The sequence below is a fragment of the Pseudomonas sp. LBUM1670 genome, from assembly GCF_059695695.1.
On record NZ_CP166783.1, the window covers coordinates 93,703 to 116,075 of the forward strand.

Annotated in this window: 22 protein-coding genes and 1 pseudogene; 10 read left to right on the top strand and 13 right to left on the bottom strand. The window is 59.6% G+C overall.

Annotated elements, in window-relative coordinates; translation table 11 throughout:
* Window positions 1–52: 52 nt before the first annotated feature.
* Window positions 53–1,003, top strand: a complete 951-nt coding sequence (locus ACA073_RS00430; protein ID WP_497400784.1) for a homoserine kinase — start codon at window positions 53–55, stop codon at window positions 1,001–1,003.
* 108 nt (window positions 1,004–1,111) lie between these two features.
* Here the strand turns inward: ACA073_RS00430 and ACA073_RS00435 are convergent, their stop codons facing one another.
* The gene (locus ACA073_RS00435; RefSeq protein ID WP_497400786.1) at window positions 1,112–2,032 is read right to left on the bottom strand and encodes a zinc ABC transporter substrate-binding protein; all 921 of its coding nucleotides are present in this window, start codon (window positions 2,030–2,032) and stop codon (window positions 1,112–1,114) included.
* A 66-nt stretch (window positions 2,033–2,098) separates the two neighbouring features.
* Here ACA073_RS00435 and zur point away from each other — a divergent pair, with 66 nt between their 5' ends.
* The 4 genes from zur to ACA073_RS00455 are packed head-to-tail and all read left to right on the top strand — an operon-like array spanning window position 2,099 to window position 4,901.
* Window positions 2,099–2,581 (top strand): zinc uptake transcriptional repressor Zur, encoded by a 483-nt coding sequence (gene zur, locus ACA073_RS00440; RefSeq protein ID WP_497400788.1) that lies wholly within the window; start codon window positions 2,099–2,101, stop codon window positions 2,579–2,581.
* On the top strand, window positions 2,581–3,366 hold the full coding sequence (gene znuC, locus ACA073_RS00445) for a zinc ABC transporter ATP-binding protein ZnuC (protein ID WP_497400790.1): 786 nt from the start codon (window positions 2,581–2,583) through the stop codon (window positions 3,364–3,366). The genes zur and znuC overlap by 1 nt, the downstream gene beginning before the upstream one ends.
* Window positions 3,359–4,147 (top strand): zinc ABC transporter permease subunit ZnuB, encoded by a 789-nt coding sequence (znuB, locus tag ACA073_RS00450; RefSeq protein ID WP_192417853.1) that lies wholly within the window; start codon window positions 3,359–3,361, stop codon window positions 4,145–4,147. The genes znuC and znuB overlap by 8 nt, the downstream gene beginning before the upstream one ends.
* 37 nt (window positions 4,148–4,184) lie before the next feature.
* Window positions 4,185–4,901, top strand: a complete 717-nt coding sequence (locus ACA073_RS00455; RefSeq protein WP_497400792.1) for a PA5502 family lipoprotein — start codon at window positions 4,185–4,187, stop codon at window positions 4,899–4,901.
* A gap of 113 nt (window positions 4,902–5,014) precedes the next feature.
* Here the strand turns inward: ACA073_RS00455 and katE are convergent.
* Window positions 5,015–7,180, bottom strand: a pseudogene (katE, locus tag ACA073_RS00460) (catalase HPII); the annotation flags it as partial.
* Window positions 7,181–7,415: 235 nt separating this feature from the next.
* Between katE and ACA073_RS00465 the strand changes: the two are divergent.
* The 3 genes from ACA073_RS00465 to ACA073_RS00475 all read left to right on the top strand — a co-directional run bounded on the left by ACA073_RS00465 (window position 7,416) and on the right by ACA073_RS00475 (window position 9,952).
* The gene (locus ACA073_RS00465; RefSeq protein WP_497400794.1) at window positions 7,416–8,423 is read left to right on the top strand and encodes a methionine ABC transporter ATP-binding protein; all 1,008 of its coding nucleotides are present in this window, start codon (window positions 7,416–7,418) and stop codon (window positions 8,421–8,423) included.
* Window positions 8,423–9,097: a methionine ABC transporter permease gene (locus ACA073_RS00470; RefSeq protein ID WP_497400796.1), complete on the top strand. Its 675-nt coding sequence runs from the start codon at window positions 8,423–8,425 to the stop codon at window positions 9,095–9,097. Before ACA073_RS00465 ends, ACA073_RS00470 begins: the two co-directional genes overlap by 1 nt.
* Window positions 9,098–9,181: 84 nt before the next feature.
* Window positions 9,182–9,952: a MetQ/NlpA family ABC transporter substrate-binding protein gene (locus tag ACA073_RS00475; RefSeq protein ID WP_497400798.1), complete on the top strand. Its 771-nt coding sequence runs from the start codon at window positions 9,182–9,184 to the stop codon at window positions 9,950–9,952.
* 179 nt (window positions 9,953–10,131) lie between these two features.
* On the opposite strand, the gene ACA073_RS00480 is transcribed toward ACA073_RS00475, so the two are convergent.
* The 5 genes from ACA073_RS00480 to ACA073_RS00500 are packed head-to-tail and all read right to left on the bottom strand — an operon-like array spanning window position 10,132 to window position 14,034.
* Window positions 10,132–10,767 carry an SCO family protein gene (locus tag ACA073_RS00480; protein ID WP_497400800.1) on the bottom strand — a complete coding sequence of 212 codons (636 nt, stop codon included), beginning with the start codon at window positions 10,765–10,767 and terminating at the stop codon, window positions 10,132–10,134.
* Window positions 10,764–11,663, bottom strand: a complete 900-nt coding sequence (gene cyoE / locus ACA073_RS00485) for a heme o synthase (protein ID WP_497400801.1) — start codon at window positions 11,661–11,663, stop codon at window positions 10,764–10,766. Before cyoE ends, ACA073_RS00480 begins: the two co-directional genes overlap by 4 nt.
* Window positions 11,651–12,724 (bottom strand): COX15/CtaA family protein, encoded by a 1,074-nt coding sequence (locus ACA073_RS00490; protein ID WP_497400803.1) that lies wholly within the window; start codon window positions 12,722–12,724, stop codon window positions 11,651–11,653. The genes cyoE and ACA073_RS00490 overlap by 13 nt, the downstream gene beginning before the upstream one ends.
* A 10-nt stretch (window positions 12,725–12,734) precedes the next feature.
* Complete coding sequence (locus tag ACA073_RS00495) at window positions 12,735–13,328, bottom strand: PA_0111/PP_0108 family redox-active disulfide protein (protein ID WP_497400804.1); 594 nt, start codon at window positions 13,326–13,328, stop codon at window positions 12,735–12,737.
* Complete coding sequence (locus ACA073_RS00500; protein WP_497400805.1) at window positions 13,294–14,034, bottom strand: SURF1 family protein; 741 nt, start codon at window positions 14,032–14,034, stop codon at window positions 13,294–13,296. The genes ACA073_RS00495 and ACA073_RS00500 overlap by 35 nt, the downstream gene beginning before the upstream one ends.
* A gap of 70 nt (window positions 14,035–14,104) precedes the next feature.
* On the opposite strand from ACA073_RS00500, the gene ACA073_RS00505 reads away from it, so the two are divergent.
* A complete protein-coding gene (locus ACA073_RS00505) occupies window positions 14,105–14,308 on the top strand; it encodes a twin transmembrane helix small protein (RefSeq protein ID WP_075947087.1) in 204 nt (67 codons plus the stop codon).
* Between the two features lie 4 nt (window positions 14,309–14,312).
* Here ACA073_RS00505 and ACA073_RS00510 read toward each other — a convergent pair whose 3' ends face one another.
* The 4 genes from ACA073_RS00510 to coxB form a co-directional block, all read right to left on the bottom strand.
* Window positions 14,313–15,200 (bottom strand): cytochrome c oxidase subunit 3, encoded by an 888-nt coding sequence (locus ACA073_RS00510; protein WP_497400807.1) that lies wholly within the window; start codon window positions 15,198–15,200, stop codon window positions 14,313–14,315.
* Between the two features lie 25 nt (window positions 15,201–15,225).
* The gene (locus ACA073_RS00515) at window positions 15,226–15,777 is read right to left on the bottom strand and encodes a cytochrome c oxidase assembly protein (RefSeq protein WP_497400809.1); all 552 of its coding nucleotides are present in this window, start codon (window positions 15,775–15,777) and stop codon (window positions 15,226–15,228) included.
* A 126-nt stretch (window positions 15,778–15,903) separates the two neighbouring features.
* Window positions 15,904–17,496, bottom strand: coding sequence for a cytochrome c oxidase subunit I (ctaD, locus tag ACA073_RS00520; protein WP_497400810.1), 1,593 nt, complete (start codon window positions 17,494–17,496; stop codon window positions 15,904–15,906).
* Between the two features lie 82 nt (window positions 17,497–17,578).
* On the bottom strand, window positions 17,579–18,706 hold the full coding sequence (gene coxB, locus ACA073_RS00525; RefSeq protein ID WP_497400812.1) for a cytochrome c oxidase subunit II: 1,128 nt from the start codon (window positions 18,704–18,706) through the stop codon (window positions 17,579–17,581).
* Between the two features lie 370 nt (window positions 18,707–19,076).
* Here coxB and ACA073_RS00530 point away from each other — a divergent pair, with 370 nt between their 5' ends.
* Window positions 19,077–19,727 (top strand): hypothetical protein, encoded by a 651-nt coding sequence (locus ACA073_RS00530; RefSeq protein WP_497400814.1) that lies wholly within the window; start codon window positions 19,077–19,079, stop codon window positions 19,725–19,727.
* Window positions 19,728–19,839: 112 nt separating this feature from the next.
* Here the strand turns inward: ACA073_RS00530 and ACA073_RS00535 are convergent, their stop codons facing one another.
* Both ACA073_RS00535 and ACA073_RS00540 read right to left on the bottom strand, forming a co-directional pair.
* Window positions 19,840–21,366 (bottom strand): SulP family inorganic anion transporter, encoded by a 1,527-nt coding sequence (locus ACA073_RS00535; RefSeq protein ID WP_497400816.1) that lies wholly within the window; start codon window positions 21,364–21,366, stop codon window positions 19,840–19,842.
* A 90-nt stretch (window positions 21,367–21,456) separates the two neighbouring features.
* Entirely contained in the window at window positions 21,457–22,188 is a 732-nt protein-coding gene (locus ACA073_RS00540; RefSeq protein WP_497400818.1) for a carbonic anhydrase, read from the bottom strand.
* Between the last annotated feature and the right edge of the window lie 185 nt (window positions 22,189–22,373).

Below are 22,373 nucleotides of genomic sequence, written 5' to 3' on the forward strand. Positions count from 1 at the left end.
AATTTCAATTGGCGCTGGCTCAAGCAGCGGCGCCCGTACTGGCAGTTAAAACATGTCTGTGTTCACCCCGCTGGCTCGGCCCGAGCTGGAAACCTTTCTCGCCCCATACGGGCTCGGCCGCCTGCTTGATTTCCAGGGGATTGCCGCCGGTAGCGAAAACACCAATTTCTTTATCAGCCTGGAGCAGGGCGAATTTGTCCTGACCCTGGTCGAGCGCGGTCCGGTTCAGGAGATGCCGTTCTTCATCGAGTTGCTGGACGTGCTGCATGAAGCTGACCTGCCGGTGCCTTACGCCTTGCGCACCACCGATGGCGTCGCCTTGCGCGAACTGGCCGGCAAGCCTGCGCTGCTGCAACCGCGTCTGGCCGGCAAGCACATCAAGATCGCCAACGCGCAGCATTGCGCCCAGGTGGGCGAGTTGCTCGGCCATCTGCACCTGGCGACCCAGGCCAACATGATCAAGCGCAAAACCGATCGCGGCCTGGACTGGATGCTGGAAGAGGGCACGCAACTGTTGTCGCACCTGAATGCCGAGCAGAAAGAACTGCTGCAACGGGCGCTGGATGAAATCACTCAGCAGAAAGAGAAAATTCTGGCGTTGCCACGGGCCAACATCCACGCGGACCTGTTCCGTGATAACGCGATGTTCGAAGGCACGCACCTGACGGGATTGATCGACTTTTACAATGCTTGCTCGGGGCCAATGCTCTACGACGTGGCGATTGCCTTGAACGATTGGTGTTCGGACGACGACGGGTTGATCGAGGGGCCGCGAGCGCGGGCGTTGCTGGGGGCTTATGCGGCGTTGAGACCATTCACGGCGGCCGAGGCGGAGTTGTGGCCGACCATGCTGCGTGTGGCGTGCGTGCGGTTTTGGCTGTCGCGGTTGATTGCCGCGGAGTCTTTCGCCGGGCAGGACGTGTTGATTCACGATCCGATGGAGTTTCAGTTGCGGTTGGCGCAGCGGCAGAAGGTCAGTACGCCGCTACCGTTCGCCCTCTAAATTGTGGCGAGGGAGCTTGCTCCCGCTGGCCTGCGCAGCAGGCCCATCTTGGGGTCGCTTCGCTGCCCAGCGGGAGCAAGCTCCCTCGCCACAGGGTTATCGCAGTATTTACAACGACTCCAGACACCCCGCCAAATCATTCCCCAACTTCTCCAGTACCTGCTCATACCCCTGAGCAGTCGCCGGCGTGTACCCACCCAGCGCATCCAGCTCCGCCAACTTCACTGGCAGACCTGCCACCAACGTTTCCGCCAGGCGCGGACGCAACGGCGGTTCGCTGAACACACAGGTCTTGCCCACTTCCTGCAACCGCGTACGCATTGCCGACACATGCTGGGCCCCCGGCTGGACTTCGGCGGCGACGCTGAATACGCCAGTGTGTTTCAGACCATAAGCGTCCTCGAAATAGTCGAACGCTTCATGGAACACAAAGTACGGTTTGCCCGCGATACCCGCCAGACGAGCCTTCAAGCGCAGGTCCAGCGCGTCGAGACGGTCATCAAAGGCCTTGAGGTTGCTCTGATAGCGTGCCGCATTCGCCGGATCGGCAGCACTCAAATCCGCGGCCATTTTCGTCGCGATCACCCGGGCGTTGACCGGCGATAACCACAAATGCGCATCCAGACTGCCCGGACGGTGATCGTGATCATGCTCATCGGCTTCTTCGGCGTGGGAGTGACTGTCTTCGGCGAAACGACGTAACTTCAGCCCCGGCAGATCCTGCAGGGCGACGCTCGGTAGCGTACGACCCTTCAGTACGCGAGGCAGGAAACCTTCCAGGTCCGGCCCGATCCAGTAAACCAGATCCACGGATTGCACCTTCCGTACGTCGGAAGGGCGCAGGGCATAGTTATGCGGCGAAGCACCCGGCGGTAGCAGCACTTCCGGAATTGCCATGCCGTCCTGCACCGCAGCGGCAATCAGCTGTAGCGGCTTGATGCTGGTGAGGACTTTGACGTCGGCATGAGCAGAACCGATCAACAGAAAACTGGCGACAAATGCGACAAAGATAGAAAAAAGTCGGGACACGATGACCACTCGAAGAGGCGAGAACGGGTAACATAATAACGTCTCTCACAAAACTCGTCGCCGCTCATGCCAAAAACACCGATTGCCAGCCGTCCCCACGACCACTCTCATTGCGTTCACAGCGCACTGTCTGAGGCCGATGCCCTGTGCGCACGTCAAGGCCTGCGCCTGACCGCCTTGCGCCGGCGGGTGCTGGAACTGGTGTGGCAAAGCCATAAACCGCTGGGTGCCTACGACATTCTTGCGGTACTCAGCGAGCAGGACGGCCGCCGCGCTGCGCCGCCAACGGTATACCGCGCGCTGGATTTCCTGCTGGAAAACGGCCTGGTGCACCGCATCTCCTCGCTGAACGCCTTCGTCGGCTGCAATCACCCGGAACACGCCCACCAGGGCCAGTTCCTGATCTGCCGCGAATGCCACGCCGCGATCGAACTTGAACAGAAGTCCATCAGCGACGCGATTATCACCAGCGCCAGGGATGTCGGGTTCGTCGTCGAAAGCCAGACCGTCGAAGTGGTCGGCGTCTGTTCGGGTTGCCAGGGGGCTTGATGAGCAACGCGCTGATCCGCCTCGAGCAGGTTGCCGTCACCTTTGCCGGGCAAAACGTGCTGGATAACATCGAACTGAGCGTCGAGCCGGGGCAGATCGTCACCCTGATCGGACCCAACGGTGCCGGTAAAACCACCCTCGTGCGCGCGGTGCTCGGTCTGTTGAAGCCGGACAGCGGCAGCGTGTGGCGCAAGCCGAAACTGCGGGTCGGTTACATGCCGCAAAAACTTCACGTCGATCCGACGCTCCCACTGTCGGTGCTGCGCTTCTTGCGGCTGGTGCCGGGCGTGGACCGCGCTCGGGCTTTGGCGGCCCTCAAGGAAGTCGGCGCCGAACAGGTGATCGACAGCCCGGTGCAAAGTGTTTCCGGCGGTGAAATGCAGCGGGTGCTGCTGGCCCGGGCGCTGTTGCGCGAGCCTGAATTGCTGGTGCTTGATGAACCGGTGCAAGGCGTCGACGTAGCGGGGCAGGCCGAACTGTACAGCCTGATCACCCGTCTGCGTGACCGTCACGGCTGCGGCGTGTTGATGGTTTCCCATGATTTGCATTTGGTCATGAGCACCACCGATCAAGTGGTCTGCCTCAACCGCCACGTCTGTTGTTCCGGCCATCCCGAGCAGGTCAGCGGTGATCCGGCTTTCGTCGAGCTGTTCGGAAAGAACGCACAAAGCCTGGCGATTTATCACCACCATCATGACCACGCCCATGATCTGCATGGCTCGGTAGTGACCACGGCCCCGACGGCCCCACCCCACGTTCATGGAGATAGCTGCAAGCATGGCTGATTTTCTGCTCTACGCCCTGCTTGCAGGCCTGGCATTGGCGCTGGTCGCAGGTCCGTTGGGATCTTTCGTGGTCTGGCGGCGCATGGCCTATTTCGGCGACACCCTGTCCCACGCCGCCTTGCTCGGCGTGGCGTTGGGCTTCCTGCTGGATGTCAGTCCGACAGTGGCGGTCACCGTAGGCTGTTTGTTATTGGCGGTGTTGCTGGTGACCTTGCAACAGCGTCAACCGCTGGCATCCGACACGCTTTTGGGAATTCTCGCGCCGAGCACGCTCTCTTTGGGCCTTGTCGTACTAAGCTTCATGCACGAAGTGCGGATCGACCTGATGGCCTATCTGTTTGGCGACTTGCTGGCGATCAGTCCGACCGATCTGGCCTGGATTCTCGGTGGCAGTGCGGCTGTCATGGCCTTGCTGGTGACGTTGTGGCGGCCATTGCTGGCGATCACGGTGCATGAAGAGCTGGCCAGGGTGGAAGGTTTGCCGGTGCCGGCGCTGCGTCTGACCCTGATGTTGCTGATCGCCGTAGTGATCGCGGTGGCGATGAAAATCGTTGGTGTGTTGTTGATTACGTCGCTGCTGATCATCCCCGCGGCTGCGGCACAACGTCACGCCCGGTCACCGGAACAGATGGCACTGGGCGCGAGCCTGCTGGGCATGCTCGCGGTGTGTGGCGGTTTGGCATTGTCCTGGTTCAAGGACACCCCGGCGGGCCCGTCGATCGTGGTGACGGCCGCCGCGCTGTTTCTGCTGAGTTTTGTCCTGCCCCGTCGAGGGGTGTAGACTTGCTCGTTTTTTGCGCAAATAGAGAGTCGCAGGAATGAAGCTGTTAGCCTCCCGTTATCTGCTCCTTGTCGCATTTTCGCTGCTACTGGGCGCATGTCAAAGCACGCCACCGGCGGCCACCGAGGCCACTGATGCGCGGGCCACGGCCATCGCACAGCTCGAGCAAAGCCTCGCCAGCAGTGAGCTGGCCACTGCCGAAGATCAACTGGCTGCCTTGCAGGCTGACTCGCCAGACGATCCATCCCTTGTGCAGTACCAACGGCAACTCGCCGAAGCCTATCTGCAACGCAGCCAGATCGTGCTGCAAAAAGGCGATGTGAATGCCGCCGCCACCGCCCTGAGCCGTGCGCGGGCGTTGATGCCCAAGGCTCCGGCGCTGACGGGTGGGGTCAACAACGCCATCGTCAATGCACGCAAGGCCGAGTTGGATAAGGCAGAAGCGGCGCTGTTGGCTGCTGAGGCTAAACCGCAGGCGAAAGTGATTGATCCGACCGCTGAAAGCACTACCGTCGCGTTGAACCTCACCGATATGAGCAAACTTCGTCGGCAACTGGATGCGATCGCGGCCGATGTGGTGAATTATCAATGTGACGTGAGCATCCAGGCGCCGCGCACGCAGGATTACCCTTGGTTGGCTACGTTGTTGACCAAGCGGGTGAAGAAGCTGGATTCGGGGTTTGATCTGAAGCTGGAAAAGCAGATCCTGCGCAACGTCCCGGCGCAGATGGTCTTGAGTCCGCGTAAACCCTAAAAGCTTCGCGGGCAAGCCTCGCTCCTACAGGTCATGCGCCGATATCGAAGTCGCGCAAATCCTGTAGGAGCGAGGCTTGCCCGCGAAGGCGTCCTAGCTATCGATACAAAACCTTAAGCCGGAACCGCCTTGGCCTTAGGCTCCCGATCCCAAACGCGATGCTGCCCGATCGCAGCAAAAAACGCTTTGATCAACTTGCCATCCGTCCCCACGATCAACCCCGCATCAGCCTCCAGCTTCAACACATCCAGCAACTGCTTCGCCTCGCCTTGCAGCGCGATCGCTTTCAAGTGTTTGTACGCTTCCAGCACGTAATGCAGCGCCACGCCATCACCGCTCAATGCCTTGATCGATTCCGCGCCACCCGGCACAAAGACCGCGTCGAACGCAATGGATGGCATGCCTTCCATGGAGGCATCCACTGGCAGCGACTTGCCATCGGCCGTTGTCACCGGGGCGGACGTCGGGCCGAGCAGTTTGGCGTGCGCGCCTTCTGCCTTCAGCGCGTTCTTCATCGCATCGATTGCAGCGCCATCGACACCGTTGGCCGCCAGAATCGCGACTTTTCGGGTTTTGATATCCCCCGGCAACAAATTGGCCTGGCTCAGGGCCGGGGAGCGGTCGAGGGATATTTTCGGCACTTCGACCGTCCCGGCTTTCGGTGCTGGCAAGCCAAGGTTCTGTGCCACCCGTTTGGCCAGTTCCAGGTCGATGTTGGCGAGGATCTCATTCACTTCGCGCGCACGGATGAACTCCCGCTCAACCTTGCCCAGCTCAAAGCTGTAGGCCGCAATGATGTGTTCCTGCTCGTGTTTGCTCATGCTGTGAAAGAACAGCCGCGCTTGAGAAAAGTGATCGCTGAACGACTCGCTGCGCTGACGGATCTTGTTGGCGTCGATGCGCTCTGGATAGGTCTCGAAGCCGCCATCCTGTGCGGCGGGTGGTGTTTCTTTCGGCCAGCCACCGTCGATTGAGTTCGGCTCGTAGGAGGCGCGACCCTTGTCGATGGTGGTGCGGTGCATCGCATCCCGCTGGCCATTATGGAACGGTGCGACCGGGCGGTTGATCGGGATCTCATGAAAATTCGGCCCACCGAGTCGGCTGATTTGCGTATCGGTGTAGGAAAACAACCGACCTTGCAGCAACGGATCGTTGGAAAAATCGATCCCCGGCACGATATGCCCTGGGCAGAAAGCGACCTGCTCGGTTTCGGCGAAGAAGTTGTCCGGGTTGCGGTTGAGCACCATCTTGCCCAGTGGCGTGATGGGCACGATTTCCTCGGGAATGATTTTGGTCGGGTCGAGAATGTCGAAATCGAAGGAATGTTCGTTTTCTTCTTCGACCACCTGTACGCCCAATTCCCATTCCGGGTAATCGCCCATCTCGATGGATTCCCAGAGATCGCGACGGTGGTAGTCGGTGTCTTTACCGGCGAGTTTCTGGGCTTCATCCCAGACCAGCGAGCAAGTCCCGGCGGCAGGGCGCCAGTGGAATTTGACGAAGCGTGATTTGCCCTCAGCGTTGATCAGCCGGAAGGTATGCACGCCGAAGCCCTGCATGCTGCGCAGGCTTTTCGGAATTGCCCGGTCGGACATCGCCCACATCACCATGTGCGCCGATTCCGGCACCAGCGAGACAAAGTCCCAAAAGGTGTCGTGCGCGGAGCCGCCCGTAGGAATCTCGTTGTGTGGCTCGGGTTTTACCGCGTGCACGAAGTCAGGAAACTTGATCGCATCCTGTATGAAAAACACCGGCATGTTGTTGCCCACCAGGTCGAAGTTGCCTTCGTCGGTGAAGAACTTCACGGCGAAACCTCGTACGTCGCGCACGGTATCGCCCGACCCGCGCGGGCCTTGCACCGTGGAAAATCGAACGAAGACCGGGGTTTTCTTACCCGGGTCCTGTAAGAAACCGGCCTTGGTCAATACAGAATGGTTTTCATAGGTCTGGAAAAAACCATGAGCGCCAGTGCCCCGGGCATGGACGATGCGCTCCGGGATGCGTTCATGGTCAAAGTGCGTGATCTTTTCACGCATGATGAAGTCTTCCAGCAACGACGGCCCGCGGGCGCCGACCTTCAATGTGTTCTGGTTATCCGAAACCTTTACGCCCTGATTAGTGCGCAGGGCTTGCTCCGTGGCGTCGGAGCGGAATTTTTCCAGGCTGTCGAGTTTGGCGTTGGTGTTGCCGCGGTCCAGGGTGTCGGTCCCGGCCAGCGCGCTTTTGGGGGAGGCAGGCTTTTTGGTACTCATCAGTCGTAAACTCCTCGTTGCGTTCTCGTCCTGACCGGACTTGTGAGCAAGGTTCCAGGCACGGCACCTGGCAGTTTTCGAGTTGCTTAATTAGTGACTGGCGAGGATTTCAGCCGTTCCTTTTTTATGACCTTTGATCGCGTTATTGCCAAATGGAAGGTTGAATGCGGAATAAATGCTAATAACCTCTATACGGACAGGCTAAAATGCGCGCCCGGCTAACCGCTGATCCTTTTCTAACGCGCCCCACAAGGTTCGCTACGTGATCGAGTTTCAAAACGTCCACAAAACCTACCGCGTCGCCGGTAAGGATATCCCCGCCCTGCACCCGACCAGTCTGACGATTGAGAACGGTCAGGTCTTCGGCCTGATCGGTCATTCCGGTGCGGGAAAAAGTACCCTGCTGCGTCTGATCAATCGCCTGGAGAACTCCAGTGGCGGCAAGATCATCGTCGACGGCGAAGAAGTCACGGCGCTCGATGCCAACAGCCTGCGACGCTTCCGTCAGCAGGTCGGGATGATTTTCCAGCACTTCAACCTGCTGGCGTCCAAAACCGTTGCCGACAACGTCGCGTTGCCGTTGACCCTCGCCGGCGAGCTCTCGCGCGGCGAGATCGACCAGCGTGTCGCCGAGTTGCTGGCGCGGGTTGGCTTGTCCGACCACGCCAAAAAATACCCGGCGCAGTTGTCGGGTGGCCAGAAGCAGCGTGTAGGTATCGCCCGCGCCCTGGCGACCAAGCCAAAAATTTTGCTGTGCGATGAAGCCACCAGTGCACTGGACCCGCAGACCACGGCGTCGGTCCTGCAATTGCTGGCTGAGATCAACCGCGAGCTAAAACTGACCATCGTCCTGATCACCCACGAGATGGATGTGATCCGTCGCGTGTGCGACCAGGTTGCCGTGATGGACGCTGGCGTGATCGTCGAACAAGGCTCGGTGGCCGAGGTGTTCCTGCACCCGAAGCACCCGACCACCAAGCGTTTTGTGCAGGAAGACGAGCAGATCGACGAAAGCGAACAGCGCGACGATTTCGCTCATGTGCCGGGCCGCATCGTGCGTCTGACCTTCCAGGGCGAAGCGACCTACGCGCCATTGCTGGGAACCGTCGCTCGGGAAACGGGCGTGGACTACAGCATCTTGGCCGGTCGTATCGACCGCATCAAAGACATTCCCTACGGGCAATTGACACTGGCGGTCACCGGCGGCGACATGGAGGCGGCATTTGCCCGCTTCACCGCGGCTGATGTCCACATGGAGGTGCTGCGTTGATGGACGCTCTGACAACGTTCTTCGCCAATATCGATTGGTTTGAAATCTGGCTGGCCACTGGCGACACCCTGCTGATGCTCGGCGGTTCGCTGTTGTTCACCGTGCTGCTGGGCTTGCCGCTGGGCGTGCTGCTGTTTCTCTGCAGCCCGCGTCAGTTGCTGGAAGCCAAAGGTGTGTACGCGATGTTGTCGCTGGTGGTGAACATTCTGCGTTCGCTGCCCTTCATCATTTTGCTGATCGTGATGATTCCGTTCACCGTGTTGATCACCGGCACTTCGCTGGGTGTGGCCGGTGCAATTCCACCGCTGGTGGTGGGCGCTACGCCGTTCTTCGCGCGACTGGTTGAAACCGCCTTGCGTGAAGTGGATCGCGGCATCATCGAAGCGACCCAGTCCATGGGTGCGTCGACGCGTCAGATCATCACCAATGCCTTGCTGCCGGAAGCCCGTCCGGGCATCTTCGCGGCGATTACGGTGACAGCGATTACACTGGTGTCCTACACGGCGATGGCCGGTGTGGTGGGCGCGGGTGGTCTGGGTGACCTGGCGATCCGTTTCGGTTACCAGCGTTTCCAGACCGATGTAATGGTCGTCACGGTGGTACTGCTGCTGGTACTGGTTCAAGTGTTGCAAACGGTTGGCGATAAGTTGGTCGTACACTTCTCGCGTAAATAAGCTTATTTAATGCATGAGCCGGCCATTCGCTGGCAGGCGCCGTCAACAGGCGCCGCAAGCGAGTGCCCACAAGGAGTTAGCTGAATGAAAAAACTACTCGTCACGTTCGCTGCCGTTGCAGCCTTTTCCGCCCACGCCGACACCCTGACCGTCGCGGCCACCCCGGTCCCGCACGCAGAAATCCTCGAATTCGTGAAACCGGCGCTGGCCAAAGAAGGCGTGGACCTGAAAGTCAAAGTCTTCACCGACTACATCCAGCCGAACGTGCAAGTGGCCGAAAAACGCCTGGACGCCAACTTCTTCCAGCACCAGCCATACCTCGATGAGTTCAACAAGGCCAAGGGCACCAATCTGGTTTCCGTGGTCGGTGTGCACCTGGAACCGTTGGGCGCTTACTCCAGCAAGTACAAAGCGCTGACCGAATTGCCGGGCGGCGCCAACGTGGTGATCCCGAACGACGCCACCAACGGCGGCCGCGCGCTGTTGCTGCTGGCAAAGGCTGGCCTGATCAAGTTGAAGGATTCGAACAACATCCTTTCGACCGTCAAGGACATTACCGAGAACACCAAGGACCTGAAAATCCGCGAACTGGAAGCCGCGACCATCCCGCGCGTGCTGACCCAGGTCGACCTGGCACTGATCAACACCAACTATGCGCTGGAAGCCAAGCTTGATCCGGCCAAGGATGCTCTGGTCATCGAAGGCAGCGACTCGCCTTACGTGAACATCCTCGTTGCCCGCCCGGACGACAAGGACAGCGAAGACATGAAGAAACTGGTTGCCGCGCTGCACAGCCCGGAAGTGAAAGCCTTCATTCTTCAGAAGTACAAAGGTGCGGTGGTGCCTGCGTTCTGATTTGAAGCGGTAACGAAAAATGGGGCGCATTGAATGCGCCCCATTTTTTATGCCTGAAATACGGACCACTGTGGGAGCGGGCTTGCTCGCGAAAGCGGTGTATCAGTCACAAGATAGGCTGACTGACACACCGCTTTCGCGAGCAAGCCCGCTCCCACAGTGGTTATGTGTTGTCCAAACTATTTGCGGTTTAGCATCACCGGCAACTGCGCCACTAACTTTGCGTTGTTCAACGGTGCCCGAATGAACCCGCGCTGCGTCCCGTCCGGCCCGATCACCGCCAGGTTGCCGCTGTGATCAACCGTGTAATTCGGCTTGCTGGTGTTCGCAGGAATGAACGGAATGCTCACCGCATTCGCCAGCTTCTGAATGTCTTCCACCGACGCCGCCGTCAGCCCCTGGAACTGCGGATCGAAGTAACCCAGGTATTGCTTGAGCTGCTTGGGTGTATCGCGGTTCGGATCGACACTCACCAGGATGATCTGCAATTTATCCACAGCCTCCGGAGGCAGTTCGCTCTTGATCTGGCGCAGTTGGGCGAGGGTGGTCGGGCAGATGTCCGGGCAGAAGGTGTAGCCGAAGAACAGCAGACTCCACTTGTCTTTCAGCGCGTTGATCGCCACCGGTTTGCCGTCCTGATCGGTCATCGTCACGTCCGGCAGGTTACGGCTTTGCGGCAACAGAATGATGCCGGCGTCGATCAGTGCCGTTGGGTCCCCCTGGCCTTTGCCGGACAGCACTTTGTTGATGGTCAGGCCCAGAACCAGCGCGATCAGGGCGACGAGGATGAAGACGGTTTTCTGAGTTCGAGTCATAGGTTCAACAGTAAGTAGTGGTCTACGAGCAGCGCGATAAACAGCAGGAACAAGTAATAGATAGAGTACTTGAACGTGTTGATCGCCGCGTGCGGCCGAGTGCCACGGTACAGCACGACCGCCCATTGCAGAAACCTCGCACCCAGTCCCAGCGCACAAATCAGGTAGAGCACACCGCTCATGTGAATCACGTACGGCATCAGGCTGACGGCCAGCAGCGCGAAGGTATAAAGCAGGATATGAATTTTGGTGTAGTGCTCGCCGTGGGTCACCGGCAGCATCGGAATGTCGGCCTTGGCGTATTCCTCTTTGCGATGGATTGCCAGCGCCCAGAAATGCGGCGGGGTCCAGGCGAAGATGATCAGCACCAGCAGCAGTGGCTCGGCACTGACATGACCGGTGGCGGCGGTCCAGCCGAGTAGCGGCGGGGCGGCACCGGCCAAGCCGCCGATGACGATGTTCTGCGGTGTCGCGCGTTTCAGGAAACCGGTGTAGACCACGGCGTAACCGAGCAGGGAAGCCAGTGTCAGCCAAGCCGTCAGTGGATTGGTGAACGCCAGCAACAACGCCTGACCCAGCACCGCCAGCACCAATGCGAACGTCAGCGCAGCCGTCGGTGAAACCCGGCCTTCGGCCAAGGGACGCTTATGGGTGCGAGCCATCACCGCATCGATCCGCCGGTCCACCACATGGTTGACCGCCGCCGCCCCGCCGGCACACAAGGCGATCCCCAGATTGCCGAACACCAGCACTGTCCACGGCACCCCGGCGCGGGTCGCGAGAAACATGCCGACCAGCGAGGTGATGAGCATCAGCACCACCACTTTCGGCTTGGTCAGCTCCAGGTAGTCACGCCAGATTGCCTGACTGTGACGTGCGCCGATCAGAGTCGCCATGGCATCTCTCCTTTTATTGTTATGGGCCCGGCTGAATGTTTGCGCGGGCTGAAGCGCCAGCGTGTCTGTTGTTTGACCCGAACCAGACTGGTTCGCGCGTGGTAATTGACCAGTACCATCGTCAGCAGCAGCGCTGCACCGCCGGCGTTATGCGCGACGGCCACCGGTAGCGGCAGGTGAAACAGCACGTTGCTGATGCCGAGGGTGATTTGTGCGGCGAGGGCAATCAGCACCAGACCGGCGAGTCGCGTCATGCCGACGACTTTCAGTTGCCACGCCAGTCCGAGCAGCACCAGTGTGACCAGCAATGCGCCGATGCGATGAGTGACGTGAATGGCGGTGCGGGCATCGCTGTCGAGTTGCCCGCCCAGGTAATTGGGGCCGATGTGTTGCGTCAGGTGAAAGCCGTTGGCGAAGTCCGCCGGTGGCAGCCATTGCCCGTGACAGGTTGGAAAATCGATGCAGGCTACAGCGGCGTAGTTGGAGCTGACCCAGCCACCGAGGGCGATTTGCAGGATCACCAGCAGCAATCCGACCGTCGCCCAGTACTGCAAACGCCGGGGCACCGTCAGCGCCGGCAGCACGCCGGACAGGCGCAAGGTCAGCAGAAACAACAGGCTCAGCGTGGCAAAACCACCGAGCAAATGCCCGGTCACCACTTGCGGCCAGAGTTTGAGCGTCACCGTCCACATGCCGAACGCCGCTTGGGCAATCACCACCGCCAGCAGGAACAACGGCAACTTCACCGGTTGTCCCGGATGACGACGATGCACCCAGGCGCGTCCGGCCAGCACCGAAATCAACAACCCCAGCGTGCCGGCGAAGTAGCGGTGGACCATTTCGTTCCAGCCCTTGTGCGCTTCGACGGGCGCATCGGGAAAATGCAGTTCGGCATGGGCCAGTTGGGTTTCGCTTTTCGGCACGCTGATAAAACCGTAGCACCCCGGCCAGTCCGGGCAGCCGAGGCCGGCGTGGGTCAGGCGAGTGTAGGCGCCGAGCAACACCACAATCAGTGCCAGCAGGGTGGCAAACAGCGCGAGGCGAAATCCAGGTTTGGCCATGACGATGCCCTTATCCGATGTTCGACAGTTTCAGCAGGTGGCGTAGATCGTTGAGCAGATCCTTACCCTTCACCGTCGGGTCGTAGCGCAGCACCAGATTGCCGTGCGGGTCGATGATCCACAGCTGCGGCACAGCCTTGTCACCGGCAGTTTTATGGAAGTCGGTCAGGTTCAGTGGATAGCGCTGCAATTGAGGATACTCGCGCAGGAGCTTGGCGTCGTAATCACTGCTCAGCGGTTTTGCCGCGGCGAGGGCGTGAGTGGCGCGACCGGCATCGCGGCCGAGGCCGATCTGGACTTGCCGCGCCAAGTAGACCAATTGTTGGCAGTCGACGGAGCACTCCTTGGGCGCCGTGACCAGCAATTGCCAGCGATCCTCCTGCGCCTGCACGCCGAGGTCGGAGCGGGTCTGGCCGGTGCCGATCAACTCGCCGTGATAGCTGCGACCTTCCGGCACCCAGAACTGCAATTTGTACATGCCGGTGGCGAGGATCATCGGACCGATCACCCCAAGCAGGATCAGCAGCAACTGCAAGCGACCCTTGCGCCGGTTCGCCGACGTTTTTGCCTCAGACATGCTGGGTGGATTCATGGCCGCTCCCATGGTGTTTCTCCTTTGCGTTGTGCCAGCCGAGGTAGAGATAGAGGCCGAACAGGACGATCGACAGGGCGAACCACTGCACGGCATAAGCAATGTGTTTTTCCGGCCCCATGGCCACCACCGGCCAATCGGCCTGGTAGGAGGCGGGGCCGGTTTCTGTGCGTAATTCGTAGGCAAAACCTTCGCGGTCCAGGGTCGACCAGAGCTTCGAAGGCTCGACGGCGGTGACTAATCGAGGCCAGGACGTGGTGCTCGGATCGGCCTGTAATTGAAAGGTCGCGCCGGGCGAAACATAGACCCAGGCATCAAGGCTCAATGCCTGAGTCGGCGTGGTGAATTGCGGCGGGGTGCGCCGGTCCGGCCACGGCAGCCAGCCGCGATTGACCAGCAGCCATAGGCCGGTGGCCTGATCCTGAAACGGTTGCAGCAGCTCGACGCCAACCTTGCCGTCGCGCTGACGGTTGTCCAGCAACAGGCTGTGCGCCGCATCGAACTGACCGTGCAGGCGAACCCGGCGAAAGGCCGGATCCTCAGTGTGTTGCAGTTCGGTGCTGGCCATCGGTGCGGCGGTACGGCGCTCGGCGTAGGTGTGCAGCAGCGCGCTTTTCTCCGCCCCCCGGTTCAGTTGCCAGAACCCGAGCGACACCAGCAGCGGCAGCAGGATGGCGACCACCAGCGTCGGCACGATGCCCGGCCGAAAGCGCTTCATGGCATCGCCAGAAAGTCGGTAGTCGCGATAGCTATACTCAAGTGCATCGCCATTCCCCCGGAGTTCCACCATGCTCAAAACAGCTATCGTCCTGATGCTGATTGCCACGGTTGTCAGCCTGTTCAGCGGCCTGTTTTTTCTGGTCAAGGACGACAGCAGCTCGAACCGCCTCGTCATTGCCTTGAGTGTTCGTGTTGCCCTGGCCGCCATCACCGTCGGCTTGATCGCCTGGGGTTTTTTCAGCGGCCAGTTGGTTTCTCACGCGCCTTGGTAAGGCCTCACAGCACGTAGACGAAAACGAACAGCCCGATCCACACCACGTCCACGAAGTGCCAATACCAACTCGCCGCCTCGAAACCGAACTGATGGTCGTTGTCGAAGTGCCCGCGCATGACCCGCATCAGCATCACGAACAGAATGATGGTGCCCATGGTCACGTGGGCGCCGTGGAACCCGGTGAGCATGAAGAACGTCGCGCCGTAGATGCCCGAACCCAGGGTCAGGCCCAGTTCGTGGTAGGCGTGCAGGTACTCTTCGGCCTGGAAGCCGAGGAAGGCACAACCCAGTAACACGGTGATCGCCAGCCAGATTTTCAGCGCGCCGCGATGGCCCTTTTTCAAGGCGTGGTGGGCGATGGTGATGGTGACGCTGGAGCTCACCAGTAACACGGTGTTAAGCAACGGCAGGCCCCACGGGCTGATGACTTCCTTGGGCGGCGGAAACAGTTTCGAGTCGGGGTTGTTCAGCAAAGGCCAGGTGAACTGGAAGTTCGGCCAGAGCATATGAGCCAGGCCTTTTGCACCTTCACCGCCGAGCGCCGGACCGGAGACCTGCCGCACATAAAACAGGGCACCGAAGAAGGCGATGAAGAACATCACTTCCGAGAAAATGAACCAGCTCATGCCCCAGCGGAACGAGCGATCCATCTGTGCGCTGTACAAGCCCCCGCGACTTTCCTTGATCACCGTGCCGAACCAGCCGAACAGCATGTACGCCACCAGCAGGCCGCCGACGAAAAAGATCAGCGGGCCGTGGGATTCCGGCCGCGCTGCTTTCAGATCGTTGAACCAGGTGGCCAGGCCGAACACGGTGGTGAACATCCCGACTGTCGCGATGATCGGCCATTTGCTCTGGGCCGGAACGTAATAGTGTTCATGAGTTGCCATTTATTGTTCTCCTTATCGGGCACGCTCAGCCGCCAGTATTTACAGCCACCGGTGGATGTCGGGCGGTGATATCGAACAGCGTGTAGGACAGCGTCAGGTGCTTCACATCCTTGGGTATGTCACGGTCAACGATGAAACGTACCGGCATCTCGATCCGTTGACCGGGCTGCAGCACTTGCTGGGTAAAGCAGAAACATTCGGTCTTGTGGAAATACGCCGCCGCGTTGCTCGGCGCGATGCTCGGCACCGCTTGCGCGCTCATCGGTCGGTCGGTCGGGTTATGGGCGATGAAGATCATCTCGTTTACCGCGCCGGGATTGGCCGTCAGCTCATCGCTCTTGGGGTAAAAGTCCCAGGACATGTCGGCGGAGTTGGTCGACAGAAACTGCACCCGCACCTGCCGTGACGTGTCGACGGTTTGCTCGCCTTCATACTGTCCGGCGGTTTTGCCGTTGATACCGAACGCCTTGCACATCACGTCGTAGATCGGCACCAGGGCAAACCCGAAGACGAACATCGCCACCACCACCAGCAACAGGCGGGTGACGAGCTTCTTCGTCGAAATCGAGTCAGCCATGATTCGAACCCTCAACACCGAACCCTGTGGGAGCGGGCTTGCTCGCGAAGCAGGCGCCGTGGTCCGTCAGAAAAACCGCGTTATCGTTCTTCGCGAGCAAGCCCGCTCCCACAGGACCGAGGCGTTTCATTTCACTTCCGGCGGCGTGGTGAAGGTGTGATACGGCGCCGGTGACGGGATGCTCCACTCCAGGCCTTCCGCCCCATCCCACGGTTTGGCCGGTGCTGGCGGGCCGCCGCGGATGGTTTTGATCACGATGAACAGGAAGAAGATCTGCGTGGCGCCGAACATGAACGCGCCGATCGACGACACCATGTTGAAGTCGGCAAATTGCAGGTTGTAGTCCGGAATCCGCCGCGGCATACCCGCCAGCCCGACGAAGTGCATCGGGAAGAACGCCATGTTCATGCCGATGAACGAGAGCCAGAAGTGCAGCTTGCCGAGGGTTTCGTCGTACATGTGGCCGGTCCATTTCGGCATCCAGTAGTAGGCCGAGGCGAAGATCCCGAAGATCGCCCCCGGCACCAGCACGTAGTGGAAATGCGCGACCACGAAGTAGGTGTCCTGGTACTGGAAGTCCGCCGGGGCGATGGCCAGCATCAACCCGGAGAATCCGCCGATGGAGAACAGGATCACGAACGCCACGGCAAATAGCATCGGCGTCTCGAAGGTCAGCGAGCCTTGCCACATGGTGCTCGCCCAGTTGAACACTTTCACCCCGGTCGGCACCGCAATCAGCAACGTCGCGTACATGAAGAACAGCTCGCCCACCAGCGGAATGCCGACCACAAACATGTGGTGCGCCCAGACGATGAACGACAGGAACGCGATACTCGCCGTGGCATAAACCATCGAGGTGTAGCCGAACAGTGGTTTGCGCGAAAAGGCCGGAATGATCGAGCTGACGGCACCGAAGGCCGGCAGGATCATGATGTACACCTCGGGGTGCCCGAAGAACCAGAACACATGCTGGAACAACACCGGATCACCGCCACCGGCGGCACTGAAAAAGCTGGTGCCGAAGTGGATGTCCATCAGCATCATCGTCACGCAACCGGCCAGCACCGGCATCACTGCGATGAGCAGGAACGCGGTGATCAGCCAGGTCCAGACGAACAGCGGCATTTTCATCAACGTCATGCCGGGGGCGCGCAGATTGAGGATGGTGGCGATCACGTTGATCGCGCCCATGATCGAACTGATCCCCATCAAGTGGATGGCGAAGATGAAGAACGTCACGCTTTCCGGCGCATAGGTCGTCGACAGCGGCGCGTAGAACGTCCACCCGAAGTTCGGCCCGCCACCGGGGGTGAACAGGGTCGACACCAGCAAAATGAACGCCGCCGGCAGTAGCCAGAAGCTGAAGTTGTTCATTCGCGGCAGGGCCATGTCCGGCGCGCCGATCATCAACGGGATCATCCAGTTGGCAAGGCCGACGAACGCTGGCATCACCGCACCGAACACCATCACCAGACCGTGCATGGTGGTCATCTGGTTGAAGAATTCCGGCTGGACGATCTGCAGCCCCGGTTGGAACAGTTCGGCGCGAATCACCATCGCGAACGTACCGCCCAAGAGGAACATGGAGAACGCAAACCACAGGTACAGCGTGCCGATATCTTTGTGGTTGGTGGTCAGCACCCAGCGCATCAGGCCTTTGGCAGGGCCGTGGGCGTGTTCGGTGTGGGTATGAACAGGGTCATCGATGACAGCAGTCATGTCCTGTCTCCTGCAAACAGATGGGCTGGGCGGGCCGGGGCGCATTGCCCCGACCGGTTCCTGGTGTACGCAATAGACCGGGTCATTTGCTTTCCGCCTGTTTCAGCTCCAGCACTTCTTTAGGAGTGACCATGTCGCCCTTGTTGTTGCCCCAGGCGTTACGTTCGTAGGTCACGACCGCTGCGATATCGACTTCCGAGAGCTGCTTGCCGAACGCCGCCATCGAGGTGCCGGGCTTGCCGTGGAAGACAATGCCCAGGTGATCCTTAATTGGACCGGTGGCGATTTTCGAGCCCTTGAGCGCCGGGAACATCGGCGGCAGGCCCTGGCCTTCTGCCTGGTGACAGGCCACGCAAGTGGTGTGATAGACCTTGTCGCCGCGCTCCTTGAGCTCGTCGAGGGTCCATTCCTTGCTGGTCAGCTCTTTGAGCTGCATGGCCTCGGCCTTGCGCTCGCCCAGCCATTTTTCGTAATCGGCCTTTTCCTTGACCTCGACCACGATCGGCATGAAGCCGTGGTCCTTGCCGCACAATTCAGCGCACTGGCCACGGTAGAGGCCGGGCTTGTCGATACGGGTCCAGGCTTCATTGACGAACCCCGGAATCGCATCGCGCTTGACCGCGAAGGCCGGCACCCACCACGAGTGGATAACGTCGGCGGAGGTCACCAGGAAACGCACCTTGGCGCCGATCGGCAGCACCAAAGGCTTGTCGACCTCAAGCAAGTAGTGCTCGCCCTTGGTTTCCTTGTTGTGGATTTGATCGGCGGGGGTGGCCAGGTTGCTGAAGAACTCGACGTCCTGGCCCAGGTATTTGTAGTGCCACTTCCATTGGTAGCCGGTGACCTGGATATCGATATCCGGCTCACTGGCGTCGTACATCTTGATCAGGGTCGCCGTCGCCGGTACCGCCATCGCCACCAGAATGATGAAGGGCACGACGGTCCAGAGGATTTCGACGGTGGTGCTTTCATGAAATTTTGCCGCCACCTGCCCGGTCGAGCGGCGGTGCAGAATCATCGACCAGAACATGGCGCCAAAGACGATGATGCCGATCACTACACAGATCCAGAAAATGGTCATGTGCAGGTCAAACACAGCGTGACTGATTTCAGTCGCTCCCGGCGCCATATTCACAGTCCAGGCCGCTTGGGCCTGACTGAAAATCGACCACAACAGGAGGCCCATCCAGACATGTGGATGTCGCATCATTGCGGGTTCCCCTTATCGTTCTTTTTATCCCGCCGGCTTTCACCTGCGGCAAGGGAGCGGCTGCATCAGACTACGAACTTGAATCGCCGGGCCTTGCTGCATTTGCAGTCGGGCGTCATCAGCTAACTCCATTCCAACCCGAGTATAGACAGCGACTGCTACCTCGCAATGTGAGGGCGTAAATCATCTGCAACAGTTGGCACTTGCGTTCAAGGTCCCGAATGGAGAAGGATGCAGACGAGTGGTGGCAAATGGATATAACCCTGCCATCTCAAGGATGAAACAATTATGACAAATGCGTCTTAGCCTTTTTCATATGCCAGCTAAGTTATGTCTTCCCTATTTCACTGCCTTGTTCCCTGGAGTTTTCATGAACACCGCCGCATTGCGCGAGCAGATCCAAAAAGCCCAACAACACGAGGCCGAGACCGGCCTTTTGACGCGTCAGCTTGAAAGCAAACTGCCTCAGCTGCATCCGTCGATCCAATTGCCGGAGGCGGATGCCAACGGCGTGCTGACGCGTTTTGTCGCCGCCTACATCGAAGAAGTTCCTGATCTGCTGGATGCAGCCAATGAAGTCGCCAGGGAAGCGGGTATCGAGTCACAGATCAAACCGGTGCTGAAAATTGCCGAACAGTACTTCCTCCAGCCGCCGACGATCATGGCGGGTCACATCGGGCTCGACAGCCTATTGGACGAAGCCTATCTGGCGCATCGGTTTGTCGAAGAGGTCAACGACCTGTACATCAAGCACTTGGGCCAGCCACTGATCCCATTGGACATGACTGTCGCCAACCTGATTGCTCACCAACTGATCGGTGAGGAATTTGCCAACCAACTGGATGAGGCGGTGCATCACGCCGTGGACGAGATGCTCGACGACGAAAGCTTTGCGCTGGAGTCGGTGGAAGCCTACCGCGAGAAGCTCAGCAGCCCGGATACCGGCGCTGCGTGGAAGCGCTGGCCGTGCATGTCGCGCCGTTTGGGCGTAGGGCTGGAGCTGGATCAGCCCGCCGCATAATCCAACTGAAGAAACCGAACCCCTGTGGGAGCGGGCTTGCTCGCGAATGCGGTCCATCATCAATATTGATGTCGACTGACACACCGCTTTCGCGAGCAAGCCCGCTTCCACATTAGGCCGTAGAACCCACTCCGGACGTAGTCCGCAACCGCCCTTCAAGCCTGCGCTTCAACCCCCGTGCTTCAATCAACAGCGTCGAACCCTTGGCCGCATTGGCTCGACCCCATTCTTCAAGTAACTCCAGACACGAGTGATCGATGTAGCTCAGGTTATTGAGCGGCACGTGCACGGTCGCACCGGCGGGAATGGTCCCCAGCACCTGAGTCAACGCCGGCACCTTGAGAAAGGTCGCTGCCCCAATCAATCGCAACTCCATTTCGCCGTCCTTGGGCAGATCGATCAGGCTGATCTTCAACCGCGAGGCTTTCCACGCAAGCTTGGCCAAGGTCAGACCGAAGCCGATCAACACGCCCGTCAGCAAGTCGGTAAAGATGATCGCCAACGCCGTTGCGGCGTAGGTGAACATCGGCATCCGGCCGTATCGGCCCAGACCGCGAAAGGCTTTCAGATCCACCAATTTGAAACCGGTGTAAACCAGCACACCCGCCAGGCTCGCCACGGGAATGCTTTGCAGCACGCTCGACAACAGCAAAACGAACGCCAGCAGCCACAGGCCATGGAATATTGTCGACATTCGTGTGGTGGCGCCGGCCTGCACGTTGGCCGAGCTGCGCACGATCACGCCGGTCATCGGTAGCGCACCGAGCAGGCCGCAGAGCATGTTGCCGACACCCTGAGCCGACAGTTCCCGATCGAAGTCCGAGCGTTGACCGTTGTGCATGCGGTCCACCGCAGCGGCCGACAGCAGGGTTTCGGCACTGGCGATGAAGGCGACAGCGAAGGCGGCGATCAGTAAGGTCGGGTCAGCGAGATTGAGCAAATCCGTCGGTTTCAGCCAGTCGATGGCTTCCACCAGGTTGGCCGGGACTTCCACGCGTTTAACCTGCAAGGCGAGCATCAGGCTGGCGACAGTCGCCAGACCTACGCCCAGTAACGCTCCTGGAACAAAGCGCAGGGAATGTGGGCGGAGTTTTTCCCACAGGTACATCACCGCTATCGTTGCGAGCCCGAGCAGACCGGCCTGCCAACCAAAAGAAGGCAAGGCTTGCGCCACGGCAGCCGGAAAGGCCGCCAGGTTATCCAACCCCGACGGTTTGGGTACGGCGTCGAGCATCACATGCACCTGTGACAACACGATCAGTACGCCAATCCCGGCGAGCATGCCGTAAACCACCGCCGGCGCTGTTACCCGAAACCAGCAGCCCAGCTTCAAACGTCCGGCGACCAATTGCAGAAAACCCGCCAGCAGCAGAATCGGCCCGAGCATGGCGATGCCGTGCTGGCGCACCAGTTCGAACACCAGAACGGCCAAACCCGCGGCCGGACCGCTGACTTGCAGTGGAGAACCCGCGAGCCAGCCCACGACCAGACCACCGATGATCCCGGTGATCAGGCCTTTGGCAGGTGGTAATCCCGAAGCAATGGCGATGCCCATGCACAAGGGCAGGGCGACCAGAAACACGACCACTGAAGCCAGTAACTCCCGTGGCAGAACAGCTTTGAGTTGCGCAGCACGCATGGTGTTTCTCCCGAAGTTTTCTTCAGGCATGGCAAGGCCGGACCGCTGAGACAGCGGCCGGCGTTAAACCACACAGATTTTTAGGAAGATCTAGAAGCGCGCTTTGGGCGTCGCCACCGGAATCGGATGGCTGCCATCGAGGGGCAGGAAACAAGCCTGATCCGCGTCGTAAGCTTTGATTTCGCTGGTTTTGATGTCGTAGACCCAGCCATGGATGAACAGATGACCGTTCGCCATGCGCGAGGCTACCGAGGGATGAGTACGCAAGTGCTGCAATTGGGCGATGACATTCTCTTCGGTGAGGATGTGCATGCTCTCGTTTTCGTCGGTGCAGTTGCAGTTGTCCTGCACCATGGTTTTCGCGACTTCCGCATGCCGCAGCCAGGCTTTGACCGTGGGCATCTTTTCGAGGCTGGCGGGATTGAGCACCGCCCGCATCGCGCCACAATCGGAGTGGCCGCAGATGATGATGTGTTGCACGCCGAGCGCCAGCACCGCGTACTCGATGGCAGTGGAAACGCCACCGTTCATCTGACCGTAAGGCGGTACGACGTTGCCAACGTTGCGGGTCACGAAAAGATCGCCAGGCGAACTGTGGGTGATCAGTTCGGGCACGATGCGCGAGTCGGCGCAGGTAATGAACATCGCCCGTGGCTGTTGGGCCGTGGCGAGTTTTTTGAAGAGTTCTTCCTGCTGCGGAAAGATCTCATGATGAAAATGCAAAAAGCCGTCAACAATATGTTTCAACGCTGCATCGGCGGTTTCCACCTCGGGTTGGGCTGGAGCCGACGCAGCCAACGGCTGTTTATCCTTGTCACTCATGAATTCATCCTCATTGGCGGAGTCAGGGAATTTTCCCGTTTTGTCCGGTGTGAAGCCAGTGGCTGTTTAAAAAACGTCCAGGCGAAAAATCTCGGCCCGTCAGTCACTCGATGAACAAGGTAGCTGCCGAAACTTAACTCAAACTGAATCAACCGCTCTAGAACGTGTGTTCAAGGTCACAAAAA

What these genes read in the sequence shown, in the direction of transcription:
- ctaD (WP_497400810.1), bottom strand. Translation starts at nt 17,496, where the DNA reads ATGACTGCTGTCATCGATGACCCTGTTCATACCCACACCGAACACGCC.
- ACA073_RS00480 (WP_497400800.1), bottom strand. Translation starts at nt 10,767, where the DNA reads ATGACTCGAACTCAGAAAACCGTCTTCATCCTCGTCGCCCTGATCGCG.
- ACA073_RS00535 (WP_497400816.1), bottom strand. Translation starts at nt 21,366, where the DNA reads ATGCGTGCTGCGCAACTCAAAGCTGTTCTGCCACGGGAGTTACTGGCT.
- ACA073_RS00495 (WP_497400804.1), bottom strand. Translation starts at nt 13,328, where the DNA reads ATGGGAGCGGCCATGAATCCACCCAGCATGTCTGAGGCAAAAACGTCG.
- ACA073_RS00540 (WP_497400818.1), bottom strand. Translation starts at nt 22,188, where the DNA reads ATGAGTGACAAGGATAAACAGCCGTTGGCTGCGTCGGCTCCAGCCCAA.
- ACA073_RS00475 (WP_497400798.1), top strand. Translation starts at nt 9,182, where the DNA reads ATGAAAAAACTACTCGTCACGTTCGCTGCCGTTGCAGCCTTTTCCGCC.
- ACA073_RS00530 (WP_497400814.1), top strand. Translation starts at nt 19,077, where the DNA reads ATGAACACCGCCGCATTGCGCGAGCAGATCCAAAAAGCCCAACAACAC.
- znuB (WP_192417853.1), top strand. Translation starts at nt 3,359, where the DNA reads ATGGCTGATTTTCTGCTCTACGCCCTGCTTGCAGGCCTGGCATTGGCG.
- ACA073_RS00510 (WP_497400807.1), bottom strand. Translation starts at nt 15,200, where the DNA reads ATGGCAACTCATGAACACTATTACGTTCCGGCCCAGAGCAAATGGCCG.
- cyoE (WP_497400801.1), bottom strand. Translation starts at nt 11,663, where the DNA reads ATGGCGACTCTGATCGGCGCACGTCACAGTCAGGCAATCTGGCGTGAC.
- znuC (WP_497400790.1), top strand. Translation starts at nt 2,581, where the DNA reads ATGAGCAACGCGCTGATCCGCCTCGAGCAGGTTGCCGTCACCTTTGCC.
- ACA073_RS00470 (WP_497400796.1), top strand. Translation starts at nt 8,423, where the DNA reads ATGGACGCTCTGACAACGTTCTTCGCCAATATCGATTGGTTTGAAATC.
- ACA073_RS00455 (WP_497400792.1), top strand. Translation starts at nt 4,185, where the DNA reads ATGAAGCTGTTAGCCTCCCGTTATCTGCTCCTTGTCGCATTTTCGCTG.
- ACA073_RS00500 (WP_497400805.1), bottom strand. Translation starts at nt 14,034, where the DNA reads ATGAAGCGCTTTCGGCCGGGCATCGTGCCGACGCTGGTGGTCGCCATC.
- ACA073_RS00430 (WP_497400784.1), top strand. Translation starts at nt 53, where the DNA reads ATGTCTGTGTTCACCCCGCTGGCTCGGCCCGAGCTGGAAACCTTTCTC.
- zur (WP_497400788.1), top strand. Translation starts at nt 2,099, where the DNA reads ATGCCAAAAACACCGATTGCCAGCCGTCCCCACGACCACTCTCATTGC.
- ACA073_RS00515 (WP_497400809.1), bottom strand. Translation starts at nt 15,777, where the DNA reads ATGGCTGACTCGATTTCGACGAAGAAGCTCGTCACCCGCCTGTTGCTG.
- coxB (WP_497400812.1), bottom strand. Translation starts at nt 18,706, where the DNA reads ATGATGCGACATCCACATGTCTGGATGGGCCTCCTGTTGTGGTCGATT.
- ACA073_RS00490 (WP_497400803.1), bottom strand. Translation starts at nt 12,724, where the DNA reads ATGGCCAAACCTGGATTTCGCCTCGCGCTGTTTGCCACCCTGCTGGCA.
- ACA073_RS00505 (WP_075947087.1), top strand. Translation starts at nt 14,105, where the DNA reads ATGCTCAAAACAGCTATCGTCCTGATGCTGATTGCCACGGTTGTCAGC.